Raw genomic sequence first — 26,917 nt, 5'->3', positions numbered from 1 at the left:
TCCGGTATGGGCAAACGCGACCATGTGCGGTCGGGTCTGGGCGGCGATGGCCGGCGGTGACGGTGGAACGCTCAGCAGATGCCGTGAGCCGGCGTTCGCGCCGGCGTGCCGACACTGCCTGGCGCTGGTGGATAGCCTGTTCCCCGCGCCCGCCGTCGACCCGCGGGTGCCGGTCGTCGCGCAGCTCGTGTTCGACGCAGTCCGCGCGCACGGATACGCAGAGGTGCGGGGCGTGCCTGGTTCGGCTGGATGTCGAGGCCGTGTCCCGGCTGCCAGCTGAGCGCGTGCAGGATGTGCTGCTCTGCAACGCGGCCACAGCGGGACGGGAGAGCCATCCCCAGCAGCAGATCAGGAGCATTGACGGATGCCGACAGGGAGATCCGGGCGGGTAGTACCGGCATCGGTGCCGGACGGGGGCGTGGCCGGGCCGGCAGAGCGCTAGGAACGAGCGGACGGACGAGCCGTTCACTGGTCGGGCGAGAAGGTGTCATGACTGTGCCAACCAGCGCCGTGCACCTCCGCGGACTACTGGGCGCCACCCGCAAAGGTCTCGGTCTGGTCACCCGGACCGCCGGCGCTTGAGAGCATGGCTCCTCTCACACAGCGCTCACAGAGCGGATGGGTTCGCTGGATCCCGGGCGCCGAGCAGCGCGGCGAGCTCCCCTTACGCGAGCCGCACCCGAGCGGTTACCTCTGCGCGGCTGTCTCCTGCAGGTCGGACATTCGCGCCGCATTCTCCCACCTGCGTGTTTACAGATGTAGACTCGATGGGTGGATGAGGAATACCGCTGGGATGACCACAGCTACACCGCCATCGCCGCCAACCAGGTTGCATGGCAAGACGTCTCCTACGTGCTACGCCACGCCCACCCCAAGATCCGACAACACACCGGGGCCGTGCTGCAAGTCATCGCTCACGCCCCTGACCAGCGGATCCTCGCGGTAACCCTCATCGAAGAAACCGACGACCACTACCTGGTAGTGACCGCACGGCACCTAACCGGCGAAGAACTCACCCACGCCGAGGCAATACTGAACAGGGGCAAATCATGAACCGCGACGAAGCAATCGAAGCCGCAAAGCAGCCCATCGACTGGACCGACGCAACCGTCGACACCACCGCCAGGAAGGTCACGATGGTCTACTCCACCCGCCTGCCTGACGACCTCGCCAGCTGGCTGGAGGACGAAGCAACCCGCCGCGGCATCAACCCGTCAGCGGCCTTGCGTGAGCTTGTCGCCGATGCCAAGCGCACCGCCGAACAAGACAAGACCGTCACCGTGCGGCTGTCGGAGCTGCATCAGGTGATCAACCAAATTGCGGATCGAGCCGCCTGACATCCGTGTTCACGGCTTTGAGGGGTGGCTTGCCGCGTCGTTGATAAGCCCAGCCCCTGGGTTGAGGCTGTCGCACGCTGGTCAACGACGGCGGCACGAAACCTGGCAGCGTCGCTGATGGCAAGGTGCACATGCTGCCGCTCAAGGCCGAGGCAGGAGCGGTGAACACCTGCGGTTGACCCAGGGGTGCGGCTGGTCCACGGGGCCCTCGTGCTGGCAGGTATCACGGACGCGCCCCCAGCTGTCGGCCGGTTCGGTTCGAGGCCTTCGTTTGGTCGGCGACAGGGACGGGAACCCGGAGGGCTGGAGGGGGTGGGTTTGCCCGCCCCTGCCGCCTTGGATGCCCACGCCTGGCATCCGTTTACATTGCGCGGGGCCAACTATCGTTGCATCCCGCATCTTTCGGCCTCGATGCTTCTCAATCCGGTATCGGCCACCGTTGATCGGCGGCCGAGGTCACCGAGGCGGGGTCAGTCCGCCGCAGTGGAGGTGGCGGGTCGGCGTCGCCAGGCCAACAGCCCGAAGGCCAGTCCAGCGAGGCCGGCGATCAGTCCGGCGATGCCGGCCGTGAGGGCCAACGTGGTGCGGCCGTCGTCGGTGTTGGTGGTGTCGCTGGTGCGGACGGTGGCGATGTTGTTCGAGCCGGCCGCAGGCGTGGCGGCTGCATCCTTGGCCGGGGCCTTGGCGAGCTTGAGGACGGGGGCCGGGTGCTCGACCTCGGTGCCGTCGGTGCTGGGTTCCTCGATCCAGCGCACGATCTCGCCGTTGGAGTAGGTCTGCAGGGCCTTGAAGATCATCGTGTCGGTTTCGGGCAGGGGGCCGGTGGAGATCTCGAACTCCTGGAACTGGCCCGGCTTGATCGCGTTCGCCTCGCCCTGGGCCGTCCACGTGATCTTCGACGGCGCCTCGGTCACCTGGCTGCCGTGCATCTCGATCGGCTTCGCGAGCGTGGTCTTGTCGACCTGCACCGTCCATCCGGCCATCGGCCGGACCGACACCGACGCCACCGGCGCATCGGCCGGCAAGGTGACTTCCAGCTTGGTCGTGCTGGCGTTGTCCCGCTCGTTCGGCACCCGGAAAGCGAGTTTGGCGTAGCCACCCTGGGTCGCCTCGCGGGGATTGACGGTGACGTGCGCAGACGCCACGCCGACTCCGATGGCCGCGGCGGCGAGCGCTCCGGCCACGGCTGCGGCCATCAGCCTGCCCACCGATCGTGCATGCATCAACAGATACTCCTTGATCCAGATTTCTGCGGCAGCCGGCCTAGCGACCCGCACGCGGTGGCCCCACGGCCACCGCGTCTGTTGGTCGTATCCGAGGGCGCTCGAGTTCCCGCAGATCTCGATGACGTTTGGTTCCCGTCCGTCTTCGTAGAGTGCCCTGCGGTCGACCGCAAGACCGGCACGGCCGACAACCACTGGTCGAACAGCGGGCGCTCCGCGCACGTTGGGGGAACTGCGTAACGCCGCTGCCTGGTGGCAGCGCCGGTGAATCGAAGGGGGCCGGGGGTGTGCGGCCTCCGTCGAGCCGAGGCAGGCGCAAACCCGAGGCCCGTCCCGGCGCCCGAACCGCGCATCAGGATGCACCGCTGGAGGCAACGTCAAGTGGCCCTACGACACGCCGCACGACCGCCGGCGCCTGCGGTTAGGCAATCAGCCGACGCAGCGCCTGTGGCCGGTGCGGCGGTCACCGCAGCGGCCGTCGTTCGTGGTGTTCGCTGTGATCGTGGCCGTGTTGGCCCGCCGGGCCGCTGCCGAGGCGGACCGCTGGGCCGCGGAGGAGTTGACCACGGAGGTCGCAGGATGAGCCTTCGCCGACCCGTGGCGCGCTTCCGCCGACCGACACCGAGGCCGCCTGGCCGTCCGAGTAGCCCTGGTGCCAGCCGGCCGGCCAGTCCCTCGGCCAGGTCGTAGAACTCGCCGCCGTTAGCCGGATCCCAGCGGCGGCGTCGCCCATACCTGCCGGTGCCGTAATCTGGCACCGGGCTACTACAGGTCGTCGTTCTGGCAGCGGGCGGCGGCGCTGGCGATCCGGACACGGAGGTTCAGGGTGACTGACGACGCGGATATCACCGCGTGGGCGCTCGCGGCAGGCCGTGGTGACCGCGACGCGGCGGCCCGTTTTGTCGGAGCGACTCAGCACTCTGTGCGTCGTTTCCTCGCCGCTCTGATCGCTCCGTCCGAGGCCGATGACCTGGCGCAGGAAACCTATCTGCGGGCGATGCGGTCGCTGCCGTCGTTCGCCGCGCGCTCGTCCGCGCTGACGTGGCTGCTCAGCATCGCCCGGCGGGTCGCCGTCGACCACGTCCGCACGGTGTCGGCCCGGCCCCGTACGGTGCCGATGCCGGACTCCTACGACACACCCGATGCCTCACGTAGTGGCTTCGATCGGCAGGTGGTGTTGGAGCGTCTGATCGCGGCGTTGCCTGCGGACCGGCGGGAGGCGTTCGTGGCCACGCAGGTTCTCGGGCTGTCCTACGCGGAGGCCGCGGAGGTGTGTGGTTGCCCGGTCGGCACGATCCGCTCCCGGGTGGCCCGGGCCCGCGAGGACCTCGTCGCCGCGGTGAACACCCAGCCGGTCAGGCGGCGGCAGGCACCGGGCGACGCCGCGGGCTGAGCTGGTCCCGGCCTGCGGCGACGTGACCCGGGACGCACCGAGCGCGGGAACCAATCCGGTCGCGGCCGCGACTACCGGTACATGGGCTGTGAGCAGTGGCGTGAGGTCCTGTCGGCACAACTGGACGGTGAGGCGACCGCCGCCGAGCAGGCTGGAGCCGACGCGCACCTTGACGAGTGCGGCAGCTGCCGCGCCTGGTTGGACCAGGCCGCGGCGGTGACGCGGCGTGCCCGGCTGACCGTCACCGCCCCGGGGCCGGACCTGGCCGACACCATCCTCGCCGCGCTGCCCGCGCCCTCCGACCGTGGTTTCCCGAAGCGGGTCGTGCTCACCTTGCGGGGCCTGTTGGGACTCCTCGGCGCCCTGCAACTGGTGCTCGGGCTAGCGCAGGTCGGCCGGGGACCGGCCGGCGAGCACGACCACACCGGTGTGCTCGCCACAGGGCATCTATGGCACGAGTCGGCGGCCTGGAATGTGGCGGTCGGTGCCGGGTTTTTGTTCGTGGCGGCGCGGCGCACGCGGCCGACCGGGCTGGTGCCCATGTTGAGCGCGTTCGTGGGCACGCTGGTGCTGCTGTCGGTCAACGACCTGCTGACCGGGCGGGTCGACACTCCCCGGCTGGTCAGCCACGGGTTCCTCCTCGCCGGTTACGCGATCGTGGTGGCGCTGTCGCGGCCCCGCCTTCGGCCCGACGGGCCGTCGTCGCGTGGGCGGGGCGACCGTCCGGGCTGGCGCCTGAACATCGAGGAGGCGCCGGAACCCGCCCCGCTGCGGCTGGTCCCGCCGCACCCGGGTACGGCACAAACCCCGCGCGACCGCCGGGTGGCCTGAACCCGCGGCCCTGCCCAAGGCTGGTGAGATCAATCACCTTTGCCCTGGAACTTTCTATTTGTCGCGGTCGACCAACCAGCCGACAGGTCAATCAGCGAAGGGACCACCCATGCCCCGCACCACCGTTGCCGGCGCGCGTCGTCGCCCGGCCATCCTGCTCGCCGCCGCGGCATCCCTCGTGGTCAGCGTCGTCGGCTGCGGCTCGTCGGACCGGCCGTCGGCGCAACCGAGCCCGTCAGCGTCGGTGTCGGCGAGCGCCACGACCGGGTTGCTCGGCATCCGGGACCCGTGGGTGAAGGCCGCCGACAAGGGCATGACCGCCGCGTTCGGCACCCTCGTGAACGACGGCGATACCGACGTGACCGTCACCGCCGCCGCCACCGACGTGTCGCCCATGGAGCTGCACGAGATGACCATGAAGGACGGGAAGATGGTCATGCAGCCCAAGCAGGGCGGCATCTTAGTCAAGGCGCACAGCAGCACGACGCTGCAGCCCGGTGGCGAGCACCTGATGCTGATGGACCTGAAGCAGCCGGTGAAGGCCGGCGACGAGCTGACCTTCACGCTCACCTTCGCCGACGGGAAGACCCAGACGTTCACCGCGGTGGCCAAGCCGTTCACCGGCGCCCAGGAAAGTTACGCCCCCGACCACGGCCAGCCGACGCCAAGCCCGGCAGCATGACCGAGCGTCCCGTCGCCCGCCCGGTGAGCAGACGCGGCCTGCTCACCGGCGGCGCCCTCGCAGCCGGAGGCGCGCTCGCCGGCGCCGCCGCCGTCACCACCGCCCGCCCCGACGAGCCGGCAGCACGGCCCGCCGACGCGGTGCCGGTCGCCGCGATCGGCACCGAGGTCGAGCCGTTCCACGGCACGCGGCAGGCCGGCGTCGCCACCAACCCGCAGGCACACGCGGCGTTCGTCGCGTTCACCCTGAAGCCTGGCACCGACCGGGCCGCGTTGGGTCGGATGTTGCGGCTGCAGTCCGACGACGCCGCCCGGCTCACCCAGGGCCGCCCGGCGCTGGCCGACACCGAACCCGAACTCGGCCTGCTGCCCGCGCGGCTGACCGTCACCTTCGGCTTCGGCCCCGGCCTCTACACCGCCGCCGGCCTCGACGACCGGCGGCCCCCGTCGGTGACCGACCTACCGCCGTTCCGCATCGACCGGCTCCAGCCCCGCTGGTCCGGCGGGGACCTGCTGCTGCAAATCTGCGCCGACGACCCGCTCACCGTCACCCACGCCCAACGCGTCCTGATCAAGGACAGCCGCCCGTTCGCCACCGTCCGCTGGGTGCAACAGGGCTTCCGCCGCGCCGCCGGCGCCGAACCCGGCCGCACCCAGCGGAACCTGTTCGGCCAGCTGGACGGCACCGCCAACCCCCAGCCGGGCGGGCCGCTGGAGACCGCCGTGTGGATGCCCGACGGGCCGGCCTGGCTACGGGACAGCAGCACTCTCGTCGTCCGCCGAATCAGCATGAACCTGGAAACCTGGGACCTGCTCGGCCGCACCGACCGGGAACTCGCCGTCGGCCGCCGCCTAGACACCGGCGCCCCACTCACCGGCACCGCCGAACACGACCAGCCCGACTTCGCCGCCACCGGCCCCGACGGGCTCACCGTCATCCCCGACTTCTCGCACCTCACCCGCTCGCACGTCACCGACGACCGGATGCGGATCCTGCGCCGCCCCTACAACTACGACGGCACCCCCACGCCTGAGGGGCACGCCGACAGCGGGCTGATCTTCACCTCCTACCAGGCGGACATCACCCGCCAGTTTCTGCCCATCCAGCAACGGCTGGCCGAACGGGACCTACTCAACGAATGGACCAACCCGATCGGCTCCGCCGTCTTCGCCATCCCACCCGGCTGCCCAGAGGGCGGCTGGATCGGCCAGCAACTGCTCGGCTGACCACCACCAACCACGGAAAGAACCAGTCATGCCCATTCGAATCCGCCGCCCGAGCTGCGCTGGCCTCGTTGCCGCTGTGCTGGCCACCCTGGCGGTAGTGCTGGCGCCGGCCTCGCCCGCCGCCGCACACAACTCGCTGCAAGCGGCCAACCCCGCCCAGGACGCTCGTCTCTCCGCCCCGCCGACGCAGATCACCCTGAAGTTCCTGCAGAAGCTGGACCCCGCGTTCACCACCATCGTGCTCAGCGACACCGGCCAGCAGAAAGTCCCCACCAGCGAACCCGCCGTCACCGGAACCACGGGGACAGTGAGGATCAGCCAGCCGCTGACCAACGGCAGCTACACCGTCGCCTACCGGGTCGTCTCCGCCGACGGGCACCCCGTGCAGGGCTCCTACTCGTTCACCGTGGCCGACCCGACCCCCGATGCCGCCGGCCCGACCGCCAGCGCCGCCCCGGACATGGCCGCCTCTGCTGCCACCAACACCGGCGCCGCCTCCCCCGCCTCGCCCAGCCCGGCGGCCTCGGCCCGCCGCTCCGACAGCTCTGGCCCGATGCTGCTGCTGGCTGGCGGGATCGCCGTCATTGCCATTGTCGCCGGGGTCGTGGTGCTGCGGCGTCGGCGCCGCGCCGCCTCCTGACCGAGACCCACCGGCTCCGTACGCCCCCGCCCGTCCGCAACCTGCCAGGGACATCGACGTGTCAGACACCCGTTCGCGCCAGCCTCACCCGCACCGTGTCCCGGACGGCTCGCCCCAGGTGAGGACGACGACCAACGGCGACAGCCGAACCGCCGCGGCGCCCGGAAACCGCACCACGGGCTGGACTGGCTCGATCGCGGTCGCGGTCGTAGCCGTCGTGTCGGCGGGGGCGGCACTCGTACTCGCCTTGCGGGCCGGCGGGGCGCTCGCGGTGGCGATTCCCGGTCTGCCGGATCCTGGCCCGGTCACCACCCGGGCGCTGCCGCTGGTCCGACTGCTCGCGGACGCGCTCGCCACCCTGACCGTCGGGATGCTGGTCACGGCGGCGTTCCTGCTGCCCGGCGACGGGCCAAGCGTGTCCCCGCACGGCTGGCTGCTGCTCCGCCGCGCCGGTGCGCTGTCCGCCGGGTGGGCGGCCGCCGCCCTTGCGCTGATCGTGCTGACGGTCTCGGACCTCCTCGGCCTCCCACCGCAACGCCTCAGCGCCGCCGCCGTCATCAGCTTCGCGTCCTCGATCTCCCAAGGGCGGGCCCTGCTGCTGCAGGCCGGACTGGCCCTGACCGTGGCGGTGCTCGCCCGGGTGGGCGTGTCACGCCGGCTCGCCGCCACGGCAGCGCTGCTGGCGCTGATCGCGGTGACACCGCCGGCGTTCACCGGACACGCGGCCGGAGCGGGCAACCACCAGATCGCCGTCAGCAGCCTCGTCCTGCACGTCCTAGCGGCCGCGCTGTGGATCGGCGGCCTCGCCGCGCTGCTGACGGTCCGCCGCAGCCGGCACCTCGCCGACACCGCCGGCCGATACAGCCGCCTCGCCCTGGGCTGCTTCACCGCCGTCGCAATCAGTGGGCTCGCCAACGCCGCCGTACGCCTCGGCACCATCGATCAGCTCTGGCAGTCCCGGTACGGGTGGCTGGTGGCCGGCAAGCTCGTCGCGCTGGTGATCCTCGGCGCCGCCGGCGCGGCGCACCGGTCCCGCACCCTGCCCGCCCTGCACGCCGGCCAGCGCGCAGCGTTCACCCGGCTGGCCGCCGGGGAACTGATCGTCTTCGCCGCCACCCTGGGGCTGGCCGTGGCGCTGTCGCGCAGTCCCACGCCGGTGGCGACCAACCCCGCCGACGCCGACCCGCTGACCGAACTGCTCGGCTTCCCGATGCCCACCGCCCCCACCCCGGGCAACCTGCTCGGCCAACCCCTGCCGGACCTGTTCTTCCTCACCCTCACCGCCGGTGCGGCCGCCGCCTACCTCGCCGGGGTGCGGCGACTGCGCCGGGCCGGGCACGCCTGGCCGATCGCCCGCACCGCCAGTTGGCTCACCGGCCTGCTGGTCCTCGCCGCGTCCACCGGCCTCGGCGTCGCCCGCTACGCGTACGTGCTGTTCAGCGCCCACATGGCGCAACACATGGTGCTGTCCATGCTGGTGCCGATCCTGCTCGTCGGCGGCGCTCCGATCACCCTCGCCCTACGCGCCCTGCACCGCCCCGCCGACCCGCAGATCCGCGGCGCCCGGGAGTGGCTACTGCTCGCCCTGCACAGCCGTCCCACGAAACTGCTCACCCACCCACTGGTCGCGCTCGGCATCTACACCGGCAGCCTCTTCGGCCTGTACTTCAGCAACCTGCTCGGCACGCTGATGCGCTCCCACCTCGGCCACCTCGCCATGCTGATCCACTTCGTGGCCTCCGGCTACCTGCTGTTCTGGGTGCTCATCGGCGTCGACCCCGGCCGGCCGAGGATCCCCCACCCCATCCTCGTGCTCATCCACCTCGCCGCGATGATGGCGCACGGCTTCTTCGGCCTGGTACTCATGCAGACCACCACCGTCATCGCCCCCGACTGGTACACCTCCGTCCACCCTGCGTGGGCCTCTTCCCTACTGGTGGACCAGAAGCTGGGCGCGGGCATCGCCTGGGCATTCGGCGAGATCCCCGCCGCCGTCGTCATGATCCTCCTCGTCCGCCAATGGATCCGCGCCGACCAGCGAGAACAGGCCCGCCTCGACCGCGCCGCCGACCGCGCCGAAGCCACCGGCGAAGACGACGACCTCGCCCGCTACAACGCCTTCCTCACCGCCGCCAGGCAGGCAGGCCAAGAGCAGCACCGGGGACAGCGGCCGTAGCCGGGCGGAGCTGGTCACGACAGTCGCCGCATCAGCCACTGCGCCGTCGTCATCTACGTCGAGGTCGCCCTCATCGCCGCTGGCGCACTGTTCCTCGCCGGGCGCTGACCACCAGGCCATCGACCACGGCCCCCTCAGGCTCTCCGTGGCCACCGGCTGCGACAGAACGAATGTAGCAGTGGTTACACTCGGCTGCGTGGCAGCTGATTCTATTGGCTGGCTGGTCGCCGTGATCCGGCTACCAGCCGGCCCCTCCCGGCACCGGGTCGCGGTCTGGCGAGAGCTGCGCCGGGTCGGCGCTGTCCCGGTCAGCGGCGGCGTGTGGGCAGCACCCGCGGCTCCCGTCTTCGCCACCGGCCTGGACCGCGTCGCCGAGCTGGTCCGCCGCGCTGACGGCCGGATGCTCATGCTCGACGCCACCCCGCAGGACGACGACAGCCAGAGCAGCCTCTTCGACGAGTTCAACACCGCACGCGCCGACGAATGGACCGAGTTCACCTCCGAGTGCGACAAGCACGAAGCCGAAATCGCCAAGGAACGGCGCATCGGCAAGCTCACCGTCGCCGAACTCGACGAGGAAGAGCAGAGCCTGGACCGGCTACGCCGCTGGTTCCGCGAACTCAAGGCCCGCGACATCTTCGGCGTCACCGAAGGCGTCCAGGCCGAAGACCGACTCAAACGCTGCGCCGAGGCGCTCGACAGCTACGCCACCGACGTCTACCAAGCCGTACACGCCCCGCTCGGACAGGAGTCCCCCCATGCGTGACTGGCTGCTCGCCCTGGCCACTGCGATCGCGCTCCTGCTCGCCTCGTGGGCGCTGCTGATCCTGCTGGCCCGCCGGCTCCCACCGGGCACCCTGCGCGACCTCGCCGCCTTCATCCCCGACTGCATCACCACCGTGCGACGACTGCGCAAGGACCCGCGGGTCCCCCGCCGGGCGAAGATCGCCGTGCTGATCGCCGGGCTCTGGGTGGCCAGCCCCATCGACCTCATTCCCGAGTTCCTGCCCGTCATCGGCCCCCTCGACGACATCGTCGTAGTCGCCCTGGCCCTGCGCTACGCCGGCCGACAGGTCCCCCGCGACGTGCTCCTGGCCGCATGGCCCGGCGAACCACGACTCATCGAACGACTTCTCGGCCAGCCATCTGCCTGATCCGGAGCAGTCCTTGCAACACGCGCGCTGCCAGCGGCCCACCACGCGAGCAGAGCCAGCCCGGAGAAGTCGATGTATTCCCATGCGGGGGCGGCCGGAAACACCGCGAGATCCCGTCCTCCGCCTGCCGGCGGGTCACCGGGCCCGGGTGGTGTACCGCACGTAGGCAGCCAGGACGAGGTCGACGAGCAGGAAGGCGAGCAGACTGATTCCCAGCAGGGGCAGGAAGGCCCCGAAGATGATCGCGACCACGGCAACCGCCGCCAGACCGGGCCACGGCAGCGCCCGCAGGCCACCACGCCGGACGGCCGGGCCGGGACGCCACCGGGCGGCGGTGGTGGGGCGCCGCTGCCACCACATCCGGTAGCCGAGGACCACCATGACGACCAGCCCCGTGGCGAGGCCGGCGAGGGCGATCTGGTTCGGCAGTCCGAACAGGACGCCCATGTGGATGTCGACGCCCCAGCGGGCGAGCTTGGCCATGAACGGGTATTCGGAGAAACGCACGGTGTCGGTGACGGTCAGGGTGGCGGGGTCGACGGCCGCGGCGTCCACGGCGGTCGGGAAGGCGCGGTGGACCTCCGTGACGGTCCAAGTGGCCCCCGCCCCGGCGGGTAACCCGATCTCGACCTGGTCGGAGGTGATGTCAGCCGCCCGCGCGGCGGCGAACACCCTGTCGATGTCGCCAACGTCCACACCATGCGTCCCGCCCGTTGCGGCGCCATGGTCGGCGTGGCCGCCCGTGGTGTCCTCAGCCGGGGCCGAAGCCGTCGTGGTGACCAGGGCCGGGGTGGACCAGCCCAGGCGAGACCGCAGTTCGGTGACGTTGTCCCCGGCCAGGCGCGACCAGGTCAGGCCGGTGGCCGACAGGGCGAGCATGCCGAGCACCAGCCACACACCCAGCGCGCCGTGCCGGGAACGGGTTCGGGCCCGACCCTGCGCGCCGGACTCGGGAAGCAGGACGGCGCGCGCCGACCGGCGGGCGCGGATTCGGGTCACCCACAGCATGAGCCCGCCCAGTGCCACCACCCACAGCCAGGACGCGGCGAGTTCGCTGTAGAGCCGGCCCGCCTCCCCCAGGTGCAATGACCGGTGCAACTGGTCGATCCAGGAGCGCACCGGCAGGGAGCCGCTGGTGCCGTACACCTTTTCCTGCCCCAGCACCGCGCCGGTCGCGGGGTCGACGAAGACCGCGTGCCGGTAGGACTCCGCCATGGTGCCGTCGTCGAACAGCACCCGGGTGGTACCGCCCTCGGGGGCCGGCCGGACCGCGACCAGACCCTCCACCGTGCTCACCTTGGTCGCGGCGGCGACCTGCTCGGCCAGCGGCACCCGTGCCGAAGAGGAAACCGCCGGCGCTTCGAGTAGGTCGGCGTAGACCACCCGTTCCACCTGGGGACTGAGCGCGTAGAGCCCACCGCTGACTGCCGCCACCAGCAGGAAGGGGGCGACGAGGACACCCGCGTAGAAGTGAAGACGCAGGACCAGGGGCCGCAGCAGGGACCACACTCCCCGCCGCGCAGGCCGCACCGCAGCGCGGGAAGTCTGGTCGATCGTGGTGTCGCTGTCCACGGTCAAGGCAGAACTCCTTGTTCAGGGTGCGACGGCACCGGCCTTGCCGGCACTGCCAAAGCCAGCACCGGTTGGATCGGTCATAGAGTCGTCTGCCGGTCCTCGTTGGTTCCCCGAGCGCCGAAATATATTGACGTCGGTTGAGGATTCCTCACACAGCGATCACTGCTGACCAGCCCCGGACGGCAACCGGCGTCGACTGCTCGCGGTGTCAATTGCACCGGCCCACCGCATGCCGCCGCAGGCATCACTCCGCTCAGGCCAGGTTGATCGTGTACTGCGCGGTGTGCACCTTCCCGTCGACCTGGAAGTCGAGGAACGCCCGGTACCGGCCCGTGCTCGGTGCGGTCAGCCAGACCTTGACCGCCCCGTCGACCAGTTCCTGCTCCGGGTGGACGTGCACATAGCCCAGGTCGCCCTCGCGGACAACGACCAGGTGCCCGTACGCGCCCAGGTAGCGCTGCAGCTGCACCGGCCCAGGGGTGCCGGTGCGGCTGACCCGGAAGAGCATCGGCGCCGCCACCCCCACTGTGGGCGTGCCGTCCATCGACACCGTGAACGGCCCGGCCGTCGCCTGCGGCTGCGTCGGCGGCAACGCGGCCGGGGTGTACGCTCCCGGCACGTCGTGGTCGACACCCAGGACCAGAGGCAGTGGGCTGCCGCCGGTCCCGGTCACGGAGAAGTCGGCGTAGACGCGGTATCCACCGGCCCGGGCCAGCTTCAACGGGACGCTCCAGGTGCCGTCGGGCGCCATGGTGGGGTGCAGGTGCTGGTATCCGCTCAGGTCGCGGCCCACCACGATCAAGTGCAACGGCTTGTCGTGTACGACCGTGAAGCGCGTCGCCGCCTGCCGGTCAGCTCCGACAATCCGGAACCGGTAGTCCACGCTCACGCCGGCCGACTGGGACCGCCGCATGGGCTGCAGCGTGTAGCCGCCAGCGCTGACCGTCGTCCCGGTCGCCTGCGACTGGCCCGCGCTGCCGTCACCCGGATGCGAGTGCGCCCCAGTACTGGGCGCATGTTGATGCCCGTCCCCGGCCACCATCGCCCGCTGGGTGGCAGACGGCCCACCGGCGGGTGCCGTGGCTGTCGGCGCGCCGGTGGTCCGCTCGTCGCCGATACCGATCCGCCCGATCCCGAACCCGGCCAGCAGGGCCACCACCAACCCACCGACGAGCAGCGGGAAACGCGTGTTGCTCGACGGAGGCCCGAGCGTCAGGGCGAGATCGGCCATGCCGGAAGCCACGACTCGGCCGGCGGCCGCGGGCCGCGCCGTGGCGACGGCAGTCGCCAATGTCGCCTCCTGCCCGGTCGCCGACGGCTCGGTCACGGCAACCGCCCCGTTCTTCCGCGTCGCCGGGACGGCGGCCCGTCGTCCCGTGCCGCCGGAGCCCGATGCGGCGGCCGTGCCGTTGGCGCCGGCGCGACCGGCCGCGCCCGTTCGGCCCTTGGAGCGGGGGCCGGCGCTCTGCCGGCGCGCGGCCGCACCCGAGATACGGTCCCGGCCGGGGGCCCTGCCTACGGGAACCGGGCGGCGCCAGCCCACGAAGCCGGCCACGGCCGCAGCAGTTGCCACCGCCCAGCCGGTCCACGCCACCCAACCGAGGCCACCCTCGTCATCCTGGGCCGTCGAAGCAGCGGCCACCGCGGGCGGGGCAGCCGACAGCGGTGGCGCGGCCGGCGGACCCGACGGCACGGGTAGCGCGGCCGGCGACGAAGACTCCGACCCGTGCCCGGACGTCGCGTGCTGCTCGGCGGCCGCCACCAGCGACGGATCCGGCTGATTGGTCGGCGGGCGCCAGCCCGGCGGCGCTGCCGTCACCGCCCCGGTGTAGCGGAAGCTCAGCGTGCCTCGCACCGGCTCACCGTCCGAGGCCACCGACAGGTAGCTCACCGAGTACTGCCCCACGGCCGGCAGATACGCCAGGGTCACCACCGCCGGGAAGCCCATCGAGTACTCACGCGGCTCGAACTTCCCCGCGACCAGGAAGTACTCCCGTACCGGCTTGTCCAACTGCTTGGGCGACCCGTGGTTCCAGCCGTTGTCGACCCGTCCGCCCCCCGGCGCGGTGATCGTGAAGTACGCGTTGTCGGCGACCTTCTCCGTGAAGTAGAGCTGCACCGCCGCCAACGGCTCGTTCACCGTGGCCCCCTCCGCGGGGGTGGACATCGCCAAGGTGCCGTGAGCTGCCGCGGGCGCAGCGAACCCGAGGACAGCGACCGCGGAGACGAGGACGAACGCGAGCAGCCCCAAGGCTGCGCGTCCAAGAGCCGGAGGGAGACGACGCATCAGGGCATCCTCGCGACGCCGCGGCTTTAATCAAGGCATCGGCAACTTTTTATGCAAATGGCAAAAGTTCTGCCCGCTCCGACTCAACATACGAGCAGGGTGCACGAAACTTCCTCCGTCAGGACACCGGGCTGCCCAACCCACGGCGGGATGGCGGCCGCGAAACATCGGCAGCGTGGAGGACCGGACGTGGACGACAAGACACGCACGACCCGGTTGGCCCTTGCCGCCGGTCAAGGCGACCAGGCCGCGGCGGCCGCGTTCATCCGCGCCACCCAGCAGCAGGTATGGCGGCTCATCGCCCACCTCGCCGGGCCGAACGAGGCCGACGACCTGACCCAGGAAACCTACCTGCGGGCGCTGCGCAGCCTGCCCAAGTTCACCGCCGCCTCCTCCGCCCGCACCTGGCTGTTCGTGATCGCCCGGCGGGTCGTCGTCGACCACCACCGCGCCGCAGCCGCCCGACCCCAGCCAGCCCCACTGGAGGATTCGCACGCCGCTACACACTCGCGAGCCGCCCGTGGCTTCCCGGTCGAGGACAAGGTCATCCTGTGGCGGCTCCTGGACCACCTCTCACCCGAGCGGCGGGAAGCATTCGTCGCCACGCAGGTGCTCGGCCTCTCGTACGCCGAAGCCGCAGAGGTCTGCGATTGCCCCGTCGGCACGATCCGGTCCAGGGTCGCCCGCGCCCGCGACGACCTCGTCACCGCCATGGCCGATGCCGACATCACCGACAGCCGGGAACGCCGCTCGAGCTGACCTGGCGGGGGCCATCTCCCCAACGACAACCCGCTACGGCGAGGGGCAGCGGTCGGAGACGAGGCCGACAGTGGCCAGGCGGTTTCGGCGAGTGTTGTCGGCGTTCGATGTGGCGTTACGAGGACTCCCACTGGCTCGGTTCGGCGATGTCCGCTGATCCGCTGGATCCTCCTACGCCCCCGCTCCCAGGCGGCGGCCGCGGTCATCACCGGATCCGTTCGTGTGCCGTTGCGCGAGCCGTCGCCACTGGTCGCCGGTGGGCCACAGCCCTGCACGCGTGAGCAGTTGGGCGACGCCGAGGCGGGGTCTACCGGTTAACGGGCAGGTCGAGGGTTCGGGTGGCCCAGCGGGCCATCAGGGCAGGGTCGTGGGTGATGAGCAGGACCCCTGCGGCGTGTTGGCGTTGGTAGTCGGTGATGACGGCGGCGAGGTGGGCCTGGGTGGAGGCGTCGAGCATGGCGGTGGCTTCGTCGCAGATGAGGTAGTCGGGCTGGTGGACGAGTGCGCGGGCCAGGCAGGCGCGTTGCAGTTGGCCGTCGCTGACGGCGTGTGGGCGCCGGGTGAGCAGGTCCGGGGTGAGTCCGACGAGGTCGGCCAGTTCCGCCGCGCGCATGGCCGCGTCTTGCCTTGGGGTGCCGGTAGCGCGCAGTGGTTCGGCGATGATGTCGGCGAGGGTGAGCCGGGGGTCGGTGGCGGCGCGGGGGCTCTGGAACAGGATCGCGACCCGGGTCCGCATTGCGGCGGGCAGCCGGTGCCTGACGCCGACGACGGGCTTGCCGTCGAGGGTGATGTGCCCGGTGTCGGGGGCGTGCAGGAGGGCGAGGACCCGGGCGAGGGTGGATTTGCCGCTGCCCGACGGACCACGTAGGCCGACTGTCTCTTTAGGAGAGATGTGCAGGTCGACGCGGTCGAGGACGCGTTGCCGGCCGTAGGAGGCGGTGACCTGGTGCGCGGCGAGGCCGGTCATGCCCGCACTCCGGTGGTCAGGGGGTGGTGGCAGGCGACCCGGCCGGCACCGTCCCCGCTCGGGCCGGGCGGGTCGTGGCAGACGTCGGTGGCGTGGTCGCAGCGTGGGGCGAACGCGCACCCGGTGGGCAGGTCGGTGAGCATGGGCGGGTGGCCGGGGACGGGTCGGAAGGCCCGCTCCGGTAGGGCGTCGAGCAGCCCGGCGGTGTAGGGGTGGGCCGGTGCGGTGAACAGGGCGTCGGTCGGGCGGTGTTCGACGATGCGGCTGGCGTACATGACGGCGATGGTGTCGGCGACTCGACGGGCGGCGGTGAGGTCGTGGGTGATGAGCACAACGGCCGCGCCGGTGTCGCAGCGGCGGCGTAGCAGGTCGAGGGTGTGGTCGACCAGCGGCCGGTCCAGGCCGGTGGTGGGTTCGTCGGCCAGCAGCAGCGGCGGCTCGGGGGCGAGGGCGAGCGCGGTGGCCAGGCGTTGCGCCGTTCCGCCGGACAGTTCGTGGGGGTACCGGTCGAGGTCAGCCGGGTCGAGGCCGACGTCGGCGGCAAGCCGGTCGGCGGCTGGTGTGGCGTCGCGTCGGGGGTGGCCGTGGGCACGCAGAGTCTCCTCCAGCAGCCGCCTTCCGGTGCGGACCGGAGTGAGGGCGGTGGCGGGGCTCTGCGGCACCAGCCCGACCTGGCGTCCCCGCACCACACGGGACAGGTGGCGTTCACCGCAGCCGATCAGGTCGATCGGCTCGCCGGTGGGTGGGTGCAGGCGGGCGTGGCCGGTGACGGTGGCGTTGCCCGGTAGCAGACCGAGCAGGGCGTGGGCGAGCACGGACTTGCCGCACCCGGACTCGCCGACGACCGCGACGAGTTCCCCGGGGTGCACCTGCAGGCGCAGGTCGGTGACGGCGTGGACCACGGCGTCGCGGAGCCGGAACTGGACGGTCAGCCCGTCGACCTCCAGCAGGGCGGGTACGTGGTGGGTGACGTTGATGTCGGGGATGGCCGGGGCGCTGGTGGTCACAGGTGCAGCTCCGCTCGGACGCGGGGGTCGAGGAGGTCACGCCACCGGCTGGTGAGGGTGGCCAGGGCGAGGGTGACGGCGACCAGGACGAGGCCGGGGACGATGCTGGCCCACCAGGCGCCGGTGAGCAGCGACCGCTGCCCATCGTTGATCATGTTGCCGATCGACGCCAGGTGCGGGGGCAGTCCGAGGCCGAGGAAGGACAGGGCGGTCTCGTGCCAGACGGCGTGCGGCACCATCAGCGTGGTCGCCAGCGCCAGCCGGGGCAGCACGTGCGGCAGCAGGTGCCGGGTGAGCACCCGGACCCGGCTGGCCCCGCCGGAGACGGCGGCGTCGATGAACGGGCGGGTGCGCAGGCTGAGCAGTTCGGAACGGACGATGCGGGCGGTGGACAGCCAGTGGGTCAGCCCGATGGACAGGATCACCGCGCCGAGGCTGGGGCGCAGCATCGCCACGATGAAGATGCCCAGCAGCAGGTGCGGCAACGCCGCGATGGTGTCGACCGCCCGCATCAGTACCCGGTCGACCAGCCCGCCGACGGTGCCGGCAACCGCGCCGACGAGGCCGCCGATGACAGTGGCCACGAGCGCGGCGACCGCGCCGACGAGCAGGGAGACCCGCAGCCCGTAGAGGCTGCGCAGCGCCACGTCGCGGCCCAAATCGTCGGTGCCGGCCCAGTGCTGCCAGGAGGGCGCGAGTCGGGTACGCGCCAGGTCCACGGCACTCTCGTCGAGCGGCCACAGAACCGGGGCGAGCAGGCAGGCGGCGACCGCACCGACCAGCAGCGCCGCCGCGACGGTGACGCCGGCACGCCCGGCACGCAGTTTCGGCCGCCGCTGGCGGGCGGGCAGGGCAAGATCAGTCATCGAGGCGTACCCGTGGGTCGGCTGCGGCGTAGGCGAGGTCGGTGGCGAGGTTCGCGGCCAACACCACGACGGTGGTGGCCAGAGTGGTCGCGGCGAGCAGCGGGAAGTCGGCGCCCAGCGCGGCCTGCACGGTGACCGCGCCGAGACCGGGCAGGGAGAACACCGTCTCCACCAGCACCGCGCCGCCGACGAGTTCGGGCAGGTGGGTGCCGACCAGGGTGAGGAACGGCAGCAGCGCGGTACGCAGCGCGTGGCCGAACAGGACGGTGCGGCCGGGCAGGCCCCGGGCGCGGGCGGCGAGGACGTGGTCGTCGCGGAGGCTGTCGGCGACCGCGTCGCGGATGAACAGTACGAACCACGGCGCCTGGGAGATCGCCAGGACGGCCACCGGCAGGATCAGGTGCCGCGCCACGTCGGCGGGGTCCGTGCCGGTGGCGGTGACGTCGGTGAGCCCACCGGCAGGCAGCCATCCCAGGCTGAGGGCGAACACGGCGATCGCGGCCAGACCGATCCAGAACACCGGCATCGACTGCACCGCGTACGCGGTGGCGCGCAGCCCCCGGTCGAACCAGCCGCCACGCCGGTATGCGGCGAAGGTACCCAGCAGCAGGCTCGCCACAAGGACGAGCGCGAGAGCGGCGCCGACGAGCAGCAGGGTCCAGCCGGCGCGGGCGGCCAGCACCGAGGTGACCGGCTCGTGCCGGCTGGTCGACCAGCCCAGGTCACCGCGGAGCAGGTTGCCGACCCACCGGGCGTACTGCACCGGCAGCGGGTCGTCGACTCCCCAGTTCGCGCGGATCTGGGCCAGGTTCTCTTCGCTGGTGGTGAACGCTGCCGCGCCCGCGTACTGCTGGGCGGGGTCGATCGGGGAGGCCGCGCCGAGGGCGAACATCCCCACACTGGTGGCCGCGAGCACGGGTACGGCGACCAGGAGCCGGCGGCGGACCAGCGCGCCGGCACCCGCCAACCTCCGCCGGCGGGCCGGAGCCTTCGACTGGGCCGTCGCCGTCGGCTCGCCGACCGGGGTGGTCGCGGTCACGGCTTCTTCGTCCACGTGTGGACGTTCCACCAGAGGCTGTTGGCGACGTCGTGCTCGTGCGGTTCGACCCGTGGTGTCACCCCGGCCACCGTGTCCTTCACCACGTAGGTGTGCTGCAGGTAGGTGAGGAACACCCACGGCACGTCGGCGGCGAGCTGCTTCTGGAACGTGGCGTAGGCGGCTTTACGGGCGGCGGGGTCGGCGTCGTCACGGCCGTCCTGCAGCGCCTTATCAACGACCGGGGACTTGTATGAGCCGGGGTTGAAGAAGCCCTGGCCGGCGAACTCGGACCGGAACAGCTTGTAGGAGACGAAGTCCGGGTCGTACGGGGTGCCGTGTCCCATGATCAGGGCGTCGGTCTTCATCCGCGGGGTCATCGCGTCCCAGGTCAGCCCTTCGGGCGTCACCTTGATGCCGGCCTTCTTCGCGTCGGCGGTGACCGCGAGGGCCAGTTCCTTGCGCAGGCTGTCGGTGGCGGGATACATGAGCGTGAACGTGGCCTGCCGGGTGCCCTTGACCCGGACGCCGTCCGGGCCTGGCTTCCAGCCGGCGGCGTCGAGGGCGGCGGTCGCGGCAGCCAGGTCGGCGGCGGCTTTGCCGGCAATGGACGGTTCGGCGAACTCCGAGGACGGCGGCACCGGCCCGAACGCCGGCTCCCCCGCCCCGCCGAGCACGCCGGCCGCCATCGCCTGGCGGTCCACCGCCGCGTTGAGCGCCCGCCGCACCGCCAGGTCGCCGGTGACCGGGTTGCCCATCGGCAGCATCACGCCCCGGTAGTCGGCGGTGGGCACCCGCTGCACCCGGTACCCGCCCTGTTTGTCGAACCCGGCGGCCAGTTTCGGCGCCAGCTCCGCCGCGTCGAACTCCCCCGCCCGCATCCGCTGGGCACGCACGTTGTCGTCGGCGACGAACGCCACCACCACACCCGAGTTTGCCGGCCTGCCACCCCAGTACTTCTCGTTGGCCGCGAGCACGAGCCGGTCTCCCGGCGTCCACGACGTCACCCGGTAGGGGCCGGTCCCGACGGGCTTGCGGTTGAACTCGGCGGTGTTGACGTCCTTACCGGCCAAGGCTTTCGCGGGCACGATGCCCAGCGCCAACCGCTGCAGGAACGGCGCGTAGGCGTACTTCAGGGTGAACACCACGGTCGACGGGTCCGGCGCGGCGGCCGAGACGAGCATGTCCAGATCCGAGCGCAGAGTGGAGTCGACCTTCGGGTCCAGCACCGTCCGATAGGTGAAGACGACGTCCTGGGCGGTCAACGGGCTGCCGTCATGAAACAGGACCCCGTCGCGTAGCTTCGCCGTGACCGTCTTCCCGTCCGCCGACACGGTGGGCAGCTCCCGGGCCAGCGCCGGCACCAGCTGGTTGCGAGCATCGCGGGCCACCAGACCGTCGAAGATCAACGAACCGCCGTCGACGCCATAGTTCAGCACGGGGTTCAGGGTGTCCGGCTCACCCGAGGTCGCCACGACCAGCGTTCCGGCACCGCGCGCGGCGTCCGTCGGGATCGCCGGCGACGAGCAGCCGGCTGCGACCAGGACGGCGGCGGCCAGCGCCGTCACTCGGGTGGACAGAGGCTTACCCATGATGTGCTCCTGTGGTTGCGGAGGCCACGGCCACTCGTGCCGAGCCGATGGAACAGAGTGCGTGACTGGTCGGGCTAGCAGTCGCGTTTGCCGACCGTGCCCACGGGGATTGCTCAGGCCGGTGGCGGCTGCGCCGCGTCGACGACTTGCAAGGCCAACTCCTGAACCAGCCCATCCCGGGACTGGACGGCTGGCCGGACCAGCGCGAGGACGAGTCCCGTCGCGACCGGGACAGGCCCGGCACGCCGGTCACGGCTTCGGCGAAGCCGCGCGGGCAGCGTCGAAGCGGGCGGTGACGTCGGCCCAGTTCACCAGGTCCCACAGCCGGTCCACGTAGTCCGGACGCACGTTGCGGTACTGCAGGTAGTAGGCGTGCTCCCAGGCGTCGAAGACCAGCAACGGGGTGCTGCCGTGCCCGACGTTGCCGTGGTGGTCGTACACCTGCTCCACGATCAGCCGCCGGCCGAGCGGCTCCCAGGCCAGCACACCCCAGCCGGAGCCCTGCACGCCCTTCGTCGCCGCGGACAGCTGTCCGGCGAAACCGTCGAACGAGCCGAAGTGCTCGTCGATCGCGGCGGCCAGCTCCCCGTCCGGGCGGTCACCACCTTCTGGGGACAGGTTGTTCCAGAAGATCGAGTGCAGCACGTGCCCGGACAGGTTGAACGCGAGGGCCTTCTCCAACCCGACCAGTGCCGCGAAGTCACCCTTGTCCCGCGCCTCGGCCAACTGGTCCAGGGTGTCGTTGCTGCCCTTCACGTACGCCGCGTGGTGCTTGCTGTGGTGCAGCTCCAGGATCTCGCCGGACATCGCCGGCTCCAGCGCACCGTAGTCGTACGGCATGTCGGGCAGCGTGTAGACGCCCACCGGCCGGGCTCCTTCCTCATTGGCGACCGCGCAGCGGGCAGGTGTCCCGGCGAGGTGCGGATCATCGCGAGCCGGAACGCCCGCCCACTGCTGCCAGCATTACGTAGTTGCCAAACTTTGGCAATAAGCGCCCGATCATCGGCGCGTCCGGGCACCCTCGCCAGCCGCTTCTCCGTCATGGGCAGCAGCAACCGCTCCGGCCCCGGCCACGCACCGCCGTCCCGCTGCGAACAGCGCGCAACTGTGAGACGGATCTGACACGCCGACGCGACATCTGGTGTTGCTCAACCAAGCATGCGGCCATATATGGTGTCTGACGCAGCTGGTTCGGCCGTCCTCAGCGAGGGCGGTCGAGGCAAGAGGGAACCCGGTGGGAATCCGGGACTGCCCCGCAGCGGTGAGTGGGAACGACCGCCGTCATCAGCACTGGACCATCCTCGGTCTGGGAAGCGACGGCCAGTAGGAGACCGGTTTCGTCCGGTCGTGCCCGCGAGTCCGAAGACCTGCCAGCGCGTCACACGCCCCGACCCGGCGTGTGACGGTCCGAGGCCGCGCGGGACGGCCGACGCCCACGGGACACCGCCATGCCGGCGCGTGTCCGTCGGTGTCTGCACCCCCGCGCGCCGAGGCCCATCCGGTCTCGAGCTCGCGAGGAGTGAGTAGTGACAGTCACCGACGTCCACCCCGTCGTCGATGGAACGCCCGGGGATGCGGCTCTACCCGGGCAGCGGCGCGTGCAGATGCACGTCCGCAAGCGCAACGGCGACCTCGAACCGGTCGACGTCAACCGGATCGTCCGGGCGGTCGAGCGGTGGACCGCGGATCTCACCGACGTTGACCCGCTGCGGGTGGCGACCCGCACCATCAGCGGGCTGTACGACGGTGCGAGCACCGACGAGTTGGATCGGCTGTCGATCCAGACCGCGGCCGAGCTGATCGGCGAGGAACCGCAGTACTCGCGGCTCGCCGCCCGCCTGCTCGCCGGCTACGTCGACAAGGAGGTACGCGGCCAAGGCATCACCTCGTTCAGCCAGGCGATCCGCCACGGCCACGCCGAAGGGCTGATCGGCGACGACACCGCTGCGTTCGTGGCCGCCCACGCCCGCATCCTCGACGAGGCGGTCGACCTGTCCGGTGACCTGCGGTTCGAGTATTTCGGGCTGCGCACCGTCTACGACCGGTACCTGCTGCGGCACCCGACCAGCCGGCTGGTGCTGGAAACGCCGCAGTACTGGCTGCTGCGGGTGGCGTGCGGCCTGTCGCACACGCCGGACGAGGCGATCGACTTCTACCGGCTGATGTCGAGCCTGGCGTACCTGCCGAGTTCGCCGACCCTGTTCAACTCCGGCACCCGGCACACCCAGATGTCGTCCTGCTACCTGGTGGACTCGCCCCGCGACGAGCTGGACTCCATCTACCAGCGGTACGCGCAGGTGGCCAACCTGTCCAAGTTCGCCGGCGGCATCGGCATCGCGTTCTCCCGGGTCCGCTCCCGCGGGGCGCTGATTCGCGGCACGAACGGGCGGTCCAACGGCATCGTGCCGTGGCTGCGGACACTGGACGCCAGCGTCGCGGCGGTGAACCAGGGCGGCCGGCGCAAGGGCGCCGCCTGCGTCTATCTGGAGCCGTGGCACCCGGACATCGAGGAGTTCCTGCAGCTGCGGGACAACACCGGCGAGGACGCCCGGCGTACGCACAACCTGAACCTGGCGAACTGGATTCCGGACGAGTTCATGCGCCGGGTGGAGGCCGACGGGATGTGGTCGCTGTTCGACCCGGACGAGGTTCCGGAGCTGCCCGACCTGTGGGGTGAGGAGTTCGACGCCGCGTACCGGGCGGCGGAGGCGCAGGGCCGCTGGGTACGGCAGGTACCGGCCCGGGAACTGTACGGGCGGATGATGCGCACCCTCGCGCAGACCGGCAACGGGTGGATGACGTTCAAGGACGCCGCCAACCGGCTCTGCAACCAGACCGCGGAGCCCGGCAACGTGGTGCACCTGTCGAACCTGTGCACCGAGATCATCGAGGTCTCCAGCGACGCCGAGACCGCGGTGTGCAACCTGGGCTCGGTGAACCTGGCCGCCCACCTGGCCGGGGACGACCTGGACTGGGAGCGGCTGCGGCACACCGTCCGCACCGCGGTCACCTTCCTCGACCGGGTGATCGACATCAACTACTACCCGACCCCGCAGGCGGCGGCGAGCAACCCCCGCTGGCGGCCAGTCGGCCTCGGCATGATGGGCCTACAGGACGTGTTCTTCGCGCTGCGGCTGCCGTTCGACTCCCCCGCCGCGCGGGAGCTGTCCACCCGGATCAGCGAAGAGCTCTACCTGACCGCCCTCGAAACCTCCGCCGACCTTGCCGAACGGCACGGCCCGCACCCCGCCTTCGCGCAGACCCGGGCGGCGCGTGGGCAGCTGCAACCGGACCTGTGGGGTGTCACCGGCAGCCAGACCGCGCGCTGGGACGCGCTGCGGGAGCGGGTGGCCGCGCACGGGCTGCGCAACTCGCTGCTGGTCGCGATCGCCCCGACCGCCACCATCGCCTCGATCGCTGGCTGCTACGAGTGCGTCGAGCCGCAGGTGTCCAACCTGTTCAAACGCGAAACCCTCTCCGGGGAGTTCCTCCAGGTCAACACCGCCCTGGTCGCCGAACTCAAGGCCCGCGGGCTGTGGACCGAGCAAATCCGGACGGCGATCAAACGCGCCGACGGGTCCGTCCAGGAGGTCGCGGAGCTGCCGGCGGAGGTGAGGGAGCTGTTCCGCACCGCGTGGGAGCTGCCTCAGCGGGCGCTGATCGACCTGGCCGCCGCCCGTGCACCCTTCATCGACCAGTCCCAGTCGCTGAACCTGTTCCTGGCCACGCCGACGATCGGCAAGCTCTCCTCGATGTACCTGTACACCTGGAAGAGCGGGCTGAAGAGCACCTACTACCTGCGCTCCCGCCCGGCCACCCGGATCCAGCAAGCCACCGTCTCCAGCGTGATTCCCACCGTGAGCCTCGATGCGGAGGCGCTGGCCTGCTCGCTGGAAGACCCCGAGGCGTGCGAGGCATGCCAGTGACCACCCCGACCCACACCACCACGGAGACCACACCGATGCTGCTCGACCCCGGGATGGACCTCACCCTCCGCCCGATGCGCTACCCGCACTTCTTCGACCGCTTCCGCGACGCCATCCGCAACACCTGGACCGTCGAGGAGGTCGACCTGCACGCCGACCTGACCGACCTCGACCGGCTCTCCCCCGCCGAGCGCCACCTGGTCAGCCGGCTCGTCGCGTTCTTCGCCACCGGCGACACCATCGTCGCCAACAACCTCGTGCTCAACCTCTACCAGCACGTCAACAGCCCCGAAGGCCGCCTCTACCTGTCCCGGCAACTGTTCGAAGAGGCGGTGCACGTCCAGTTCTACCTCAACCTCCTCGACACCTACGTGCCCGACGAGACCGAACGCGCCGCGGCGTTCGCCGCCATCGAGAACATCCCGTCGATCCGCCGCAAGGCCGACTTCTGCTTCCGGTGGATCGACTCCCTGCACAATCTGCGCGAGCTACGGAGCAAGCAGGACCGGCGGGCGTTCCTGCTCAACCTGATCTGCTTCGCCACCTGCATCGAGGGCCTGTTCTTCTACGGCGCGTTCGCCTACGTCTATTTCCTGCGCTCCCGCGGCCTGCTGCACGGCCTCGCCTCCGGCACCAACTGGGTGTTCCGCGACGAGTCGATGCACATGGCGTTCGCCTTCGACGTCGTCGACACCGTCCGCCGGGAGGAGCCGGACCTGTTCGACGACGACCTCGCCGACCAGGTCCGGCAGATGCTCGCCGAAGCCGTCGACTGCGAGGCACAGTTCGCCGAGGACCTCCTCGGCCAAGGAGTACCCGGACTGACGCTGGTCGACATGCGCCAGTACCTCCAGCACGTCGCCGACCGGCGGCTCACCCAACTCGGCATCCCACCGGTGTACGGGTCGACCAACCCGTTCGCCTTCATGGAGCTGCAGGACGTGCAGGAGCTGTCCAACTTCTTCGAACGCCGGGTATCGGCGTACCAGGTCGGAGTGAGCGGGGCGGTCACCTTCGACGACGACTTCTGAGGCACCGTCACCGGGGCGGCGGCACAGCCGCCCCGGTGGCGCCCACCCGCCCCTGCACCCTGAAGCAGTCGTGCCGACACGCATGCGGCAATGGTCCCGCGGTCGGAACGCCGGCTGAAGCTACGACGTCGCCAAGCGCCCGGAGCAGGTGGGCAAAGGAAGTACCTCACAGCCGAGCCCGCGTTCGTTCACGCCCCGCACGGCGGCAGATAGGCTGCCGGACAGCGCTGGTTCGCTCGGCCAGGAACTGGTCGGGCGCCGTAAGAGGGAACCCGGTGAGAATCCGGGACTGCCCCGCAGCGGTGAGTGGGAACGACCGCCGTCATCAGCACTGGGCTACCCGATGGCCTGGGAAGCGACGGCCAGTAGGCGACCGGCATCCGGTCGCGCCCACGAGTCCGAAGACCTGCCCGGGCCGCGCGCACAACCTGTGCGCGTTGGCGTCGACCTCGCGGGTGGGTCGGGCGGGTGACACGCCGCACGCCAGTCGTCGGCGTGGCCTCGACGTGCGCACCCCCGACTCGGCGGGTCCGCTTCCCGAGGACGGACGAACCACAGTGCACGACACCACCACCCTCGCAGACGTTGTCTACCGCACCATGATCCACGACACGGAGACCACTCTGTTGCCAACGCCTTGACACAGAGAGGTGCCGTTAGATCCACAGTCCCCATCGAGATGTGCAACGCCGAGGGAAGGCACAGCGCCTGTCATTGATGGGAGGCTAGAGCGCGCGGCCTCCGCTGGCTATCTGATACCGGAGTCGAACGGCACCATGACCGTCGTGTAGGCGCCGGAGTCGACCTCGACCTCGATGGGAGCGGCGGCGGGGTGGATGCCGCCGGTGAGGTTGCTCGGGTGCAGGACGTAATGGCCGGGTGGCAGCGGGAGGTGGAACCGCCCGTCGGCGTCGCTGGTGGCGGTGGCGACCGGGATGTCGGAGCCGGGTCGGGTCGCGGTCAGGCGGGCCGGCAGTGGCTTGTCCGGGCAGGGCGAGTTGTCCTTGATCAGGGGGCAGCCGCCGTCGACCATGGTGCTCCCCTCGATGCCCGAGTCGGTTGACGGCGCACTGCTCTGCGGCGCCGTACCGGACGAGCCGTCGACGGCGCAGCCGGTCGGCATGATCCCCGTGACGGCGAAGGCCAGGGCAAGTAGTCGGTGGCGCATGCGGGTAGGACGGTGTCCGAACCTGGACGGTTCCGGTGGTG

23 protein-coding genes and 2 riboswitches are annotated in these 26,917 nt (G+C 71.1%); of the genes, 13 read left to right on the top strand and 10 right to left on the bottom strand.

Annotated elements, in window-relative coordinates; genetic code table 11:
- The first annotated feature begins 771 nt into the window (after window positions 1-771).
- Window positions 772-1,053 carry a hypothetical protein gene (locus ACY34I_RS35655; protein WP_462759554.1) on the top strand — a complete coding sequence of 94 codons (282 nt, stop codon included), beginning with the start codon at window positions 772-774 and terminating at the stop codon, window positions 1,051-1,053.
- A complete protein-coding gene (locus ACY34I_RS35650; RefSeq protein WP_462759553.1) occupies window positions 1,050-1,337 on the top strand; it encodes a hypothetical protein in 288 nt (95 codons plus the stop codon). The genes ACY34I_RS35655 and ACY34I_RS35650 overlap by 4 nt, the downstream gene beginning before the upstream one ends.
- A gap of 470 nt (window positions 1,338-1,807) precedes the next feature.
- Here ACY34I_RS35650 and ACY34I_RS35645 read toward each other — a convergent pair whose 3' ends face one another.
- Window positions 1,808-2,560 carry a YcnI family protein gene (locus ACY34I_RS35645; RefSeq protein WP_462759556.1) on the bottom strand — a complete coding sequence of 251 codons (753 nt, stop codon included), beginning with the start codon at window positions 2,558-2,560 and terminating at the stop codon, window positions 1,808-1,810.
- Window positions 2,561-3,386: 826 nt separating this feature from the next.
- Between ACY34I_RS35645 and ACY34I_RS35640 the strand changes: the two genes are divergently transcribed.
- The 8 genes from ACY34I_RS35640 to ACY34I_RS35605 all read left to right on the top strand — a co-directional run bounded on the left by ACY34I_RS35640 (window position 3,387) and on the right by ACY34I_RS35605 (window position 10,662).
- On the top strand, window positions 3,387-3,953 hold the full coding sequence (locus tag ACY34I_RS35640) for a sigma-70 family RNA polymerase sigma factor (RefSeq protein ID WP_462759552.1): 567 nt from the start codon (window positions 3,387-3,389) through the stop codon (window positions 3,951-3,953).
- Between the two features lie 81 nt (window positions 3,954-4,034).
- The gene (locus tag ACY34I_RS35635; RefSeq protein ID WP_462759551.1) at window positions 4,035-4,784 is read left to right on the top strand and encodes a zf-HC2 domain-containing protein; all 750 of its coding nucleotides are present in this window, start codon (window positions 4,035-4,037) and stop codon (window positions 4,782-4,784) included.
- A gap of 109 nt (window positions 4,785-4,893) precedes the next feature.
- Entirely contained in the window at window positions 4,894-5,466 is a 573-nt protein-coding gene (locus ACY34I_RS35630) for a copper chaperone PCu(A)C (protein ID WP_462759550.1), read from the top strand.
- Window positions 5,463-6,692, top strand: a complete 1,230-nt coding sequence (locus ACY34I_RS35625) for a Dyp-type peroxidase (RefSeq protein ID WP_462759549.1) — start codon at window positions 5,463-5,465, stop codon at window positions 6,690-6,692. Before ACY34I_RS35630 ends, ACY34I_RS35625 begins: the two co-directional genes overlap by 4 nt.
- A 28-nt stretch (window positions 6,693-6,720) precedes the next feature.
- Entirely contained in the window at window positions 6,721-7,332 is a 612-nt protein-coding gene (locus ACY34I_RS35620) for a copper resistance CopC family protein (protein ID WP_462759548.1), read from the top strand.
- 118 nt (window positions 7,333-7,450) lie between these two features.
- Window positions 7,451-9,508 (top strand): cytochrome c oxidase assembly protein, encoded by a 2,058-nt coding sequence (locus tag ACY34I_RS35615; protein ID WP_462759547.1) that lies wholly within the window; start codon window positions 7,451-7,453, stop codon window positions 9,506-9,508.
- Window positions 9,509-9,704: 196 nt separating this feature from the next.
- Window positions 9,705-10,274, top strand: a complete 570-nt coding sequence (locus ACY34I_RS35610) for a Chromate resistance protein ChrB (RefSeq protein WP_462759546.1) — start codon at window positions 9,705-9,707, stop codon at window positions 10,272-10,274.
- The gene (locus tag ACY34I_RS35605; RefSeq protein ID WP_462759545.1) at window positions 10,267-10,662 is read left to right on the top strand and encodes a YkvA family protein; all 396 of its coding nucleotides are present in this window, start codon (window positions 10,267-10,269) and stop codon (window positions 10,660-10,662) included. The genes ACY34I_RS35610 and ACY34I_RS35605 overlap by 8 nt, the downstream gene beginning before the upstream one ends.
- Window positions 10,663-10,797: 135 nt before the next feature.
- On the opposite strand, the gene ACY34I_RS35600 is transcribed toward ACY34I_RS35605, so the two are convergent.
- Both ACY34I_RS35600 and ACY34I_RS35595 read right to left on the bottom strand, forming a co-directional pair.
- Complete coding sequence (locus ACY34I_RS35600) at window positions 10,798-12,234, bottom strand: PepSY-associated TM helix domain-containing protein (RefSeq protein WP_462759555.1); 1,437 nt, start codon at window positions 12,232-12,234, stop codon at window positions 10,798-10,800.
- A gap of 256 nt (window positions 12,235-12,490) precedes the next feature.
- Window positions 12,491-14,524, bottom strand: coding sequence for a copper resistance CopC family protein (locus tag ACY34I_RS35595; RefSeq protein WP_462759544.1), 2,034 nt, complete (start codon window positions 14,522-14,524; stop codon window positions 12,491-12,493).
- 150 nt (window positions 14,525-14,674) lie between these two features.
- Between ACY34I_RS35595 and ACY34I_RS35590 the strand changes: the two genes are divergently transcribed.
- Window positions 14,675-15,283, top strand: a complete 609-nt coding sequence (locus tag ACY34I_RS35590) for a sigma-70 family RNA polymerase sigma factor (protein ID WP_462759543.1) — start codon at window positions 14,675-14,677, stop codon at window positions 15,281-15,283.
- A 307-nt stretch (window positions 15,284-15,590) separates the two neighbouring features.
- Here the strand turns inward: ACY34I_RS35590 and ACY34I_RS35585 are convergent, their stop codons facing one another.
- From ACY34I_RS35585 to ACY34I_RS35560, 6 genes are all read right to left on the bottom strand, one after another.
- Window positions 15,591-16,250 (bottom strand): ABC transporter ATP-binding protein, encoded by a 660-nt coding sequence (locus tag ACY34I_RS35585; protein ID WP_462759542.1) that lies wholly within the window; start codon window positions 16,248-16,250, stop codon window positions 15,591-15,593.
- A complete protein-coding gene (locus ACY34I_RS35580) occupies window positions 16,247-17,257 on the bottom strand; it encodes an ABC transporter ATP-binding protein (RefSeq protein ID WP_462759541.1) in 1,011 nt (336 codons plus the stop codon). The genes ACY34I_RS35585 and ACY34I_RS35580 overlap by 4 nt, the downstream gene beginning before the upstream one ends.
- Complete coding sequence (locus tag ACY34I_RS35575) at window positions 17,254-18,123, bottom strand: ABC transporter permease (RefSeq protein ID WP_462759540.1); 870 nt, start codon at window positions 18,121-18,123, stop codon at window positions 17,254-17,256. Before ACY34I_RS35575 ends, ACY34I_RS35580 begins: the two co-directional genes overlap by 4 nt.
- Complete coding sequence (locus ACY34I_RS35570; protein ID WP_462759539.1) at window positions 18,116-19,177, bottom strand: ABC transporter permease; 1,062 nt, start codon at window positions 19,175-19,177, stop codon at window positions 18,116-18,118. The genes ACY34I_RS35575 and ACY34I_RS35570 overlap by 8 nt, the downstream gene beginning before the upstream one ends.
- Entirely contained in the window at window positions 19,159-20,751 is a 1,593-nt protein-coding gene (locus ACY34I_RS35565; protein ID WP_462759538.1) for an ABC transporter substrate-binding protein, read from the bottom strand. The genes ACY34I_RS35570 and ACY34I_RS35565 overlap by 19 nt, the downstream gene beginning before the upstream one ends.
- Window positions 20,752-21,000: 249 nt before the next feature.
- Complete coding sequence (locus tag ACY34I_RS35560; RefSeq protein WP_462759537.1) at window positions 21,001-21,615, bottom strand: superoxide dismutase; 615 nt, start codon at window positions 21,613-21,615, stop codon at window positions 21,001-21,003.
- Between the two features lie 306 nt (window positions 21,616-21,921).
- A riboswitch (cobalamin riboswitch) is annotated at window positions 21,922-22,139 on the top strand.
- Between the two features lie 138 nt (window positions 22,140-22,277).
- Here ACY34I_RS35560 and ACY34I_RS35555 point away from each other — a divergent pair.
- Together ACY34I_RS35555 and ACY34I_RS35550 are read left to right on the top strand one after the other, a co-directional pair.
- Window positions 22,278-24,677: a ribonucleoside-diphosphate reductase subunit alpha gene (locus tag ACY34I_RS35555; protein ID WP_462759536.1), complete on the top strand. Its 2,400-nt coding sequence runs from the start codon at window positions 22,278-22,280 to the stop codon at window positions 24,675-24,677.
- Window positions 24,668-25,708 (top strand): ribonucleotide-diphosphate reductase subunit beta, encoded by a 1,041-nt coding sequence (locus tag ACY34I_RS35550; protein WP_462759535.1) that lies wholly within the window; start codon window positions 24,668-24,670, stop codon window positions 25,706-25,708. The genes ACY34I_RS35555 and ACY34I_RS35550 overlap by 10 nt, the downstream gene beginning before the upstream one ends.
- A gap of 211 nt (window positions 25,709-25,919) precedes the next feature.
- A riboswitch (cobalamin riboswitch) is annotated at window positions 25,920-26,136 on the top strand.
- 320 nt (window positions 26,137-26,456) lie between these two features.
- Here ACY34I_RS35550 and ACY34I_RS35545 read toward each other — a convergent pair.
- The gene (locus ACY34I_RS35545) at window positions 26,457-26,876 is read right to left on the bottom strand and encodes a hypothetical protein (protein ID WP_462759534.1); all 420 of its coding nucleotides are present in this window, start codon (window positions 26,874-26,876) and stop codon (window positions 26,457-26,459) included.
- Window positions 26,877-26,917: the final 41 nt, after the last annotated feature.

It is taken from the genome of Micromonospora sp. RTBAU3-60 (genome assembly GCF_054963695.1).
This window is presented reverse-complemented; position numbering and strand designations above follow the sequence as displayed.

Excerpts from the sequence above, each read along its gene's own strand:
- ACY34I_RS35650 (WP_462759553.1), top strand. The coding sequence starts at position 1,050 with ATGAACCGCGACGAAGCAATCGAAGCCGCAAAGCAGCCCATCGACTGG.
- ACY34I_RS35645 (WP_462759556.1), bottom strand. The coding sequence starts at position 2,560 with ATGCATGCACGATCGGTGGGCAGGCTGATGGCCGCAGCCGTGGCCGGA.
- ACY34I_RS35635 (WP_462759551.1), top strand. The coding sequence starts at position 4,035 with ATGGGCTGTGAGCAGTGGCGTGAGGTCCTGTCGGCACAACTGGACGGT.
- ACY34I_RS35630 (WP_462759550.1), top strand. The coding sequence starts at position 4,894 with ATGCCCCGCACCACCGTTGCCGGCGCGCGTCGTCGCCCGGCCATCCTG.
- ACY34I_RS35625 (WP_462759549.1), top strand. The coding sequence starts at position 5,463 with ATGACCGAGCGTCCCGTCGCCCGCCCGGTGAGCAGACGCGGCCTGCTC.
- ACY34I_RS35620 (WP_462759548.1), top strand. The coding sequence starts at position 6,721 with ATGCCCATTCGAATCCGCCGCCCGAGCTGCGCTGGCCTCGTTGCCGCT.
- ACY34I_RS35605 (WP_462759545.1), top strand. The coding sequence starts at position 10,267 with ATGCGTGACTGGCTGCTCGCCCTGGCCACTGCGATCGCGCTCCTGCTC.
- ACY34I_RS35595 (WP_462759544.1), bottom strand. The coding sequence starts at position 14,524 with ATGCGTCGTCTCCCTCCGGCTCTTGGACGCGCAGCCTTGGGGCTGCTC.
- ACY34I_RS35590 (WP_462759543.1), top strand. The coding sequence starts at position 14,675 with ATGGCGGCCGCGAAACATCGGCAGCGTGGAGGACCGGACGTGGACGAC.
- ACY34I_RS35585 (WP_462759542.1), bottom strand. The coding sequence starts at position 16,250 with ATGACCGGCCTCGCCGCGCACCAGGTCACCGCCTCCTACGGCCGGCAA.
- ACY34I_RS35575 (WP_462759540.1), bottom strand. The coding sequence starts at position 18,123 with ATGACTGATCTTGCCCTGCCCGCCCGCCAGCGGCGGCCGAAACTGCGT.
- ACY34I_RS35565 (WP_462759538.1), bottom strand. The coding sequence starts at position 20,751 with ATGGGTAAGCCTCTGTCCACCCGAGTGACGGCGCTGGCCGCCGCCGTC.
- ACY34I_RS35550 (WP_462759535.1), top strand. The coding sequence starts at position 24,668 with ATGCCAGTGACCACCCCGACCCACACCACCACGGAGACCACACCGATG.
- ACY34I_RS35545 (WP_462759534.1), bottom strand. The coding sequence starts at position 26,876 with ATGCGCCACCGACTACTTGCCCTGGCCTTCGCCGTCACGGGGATCATG.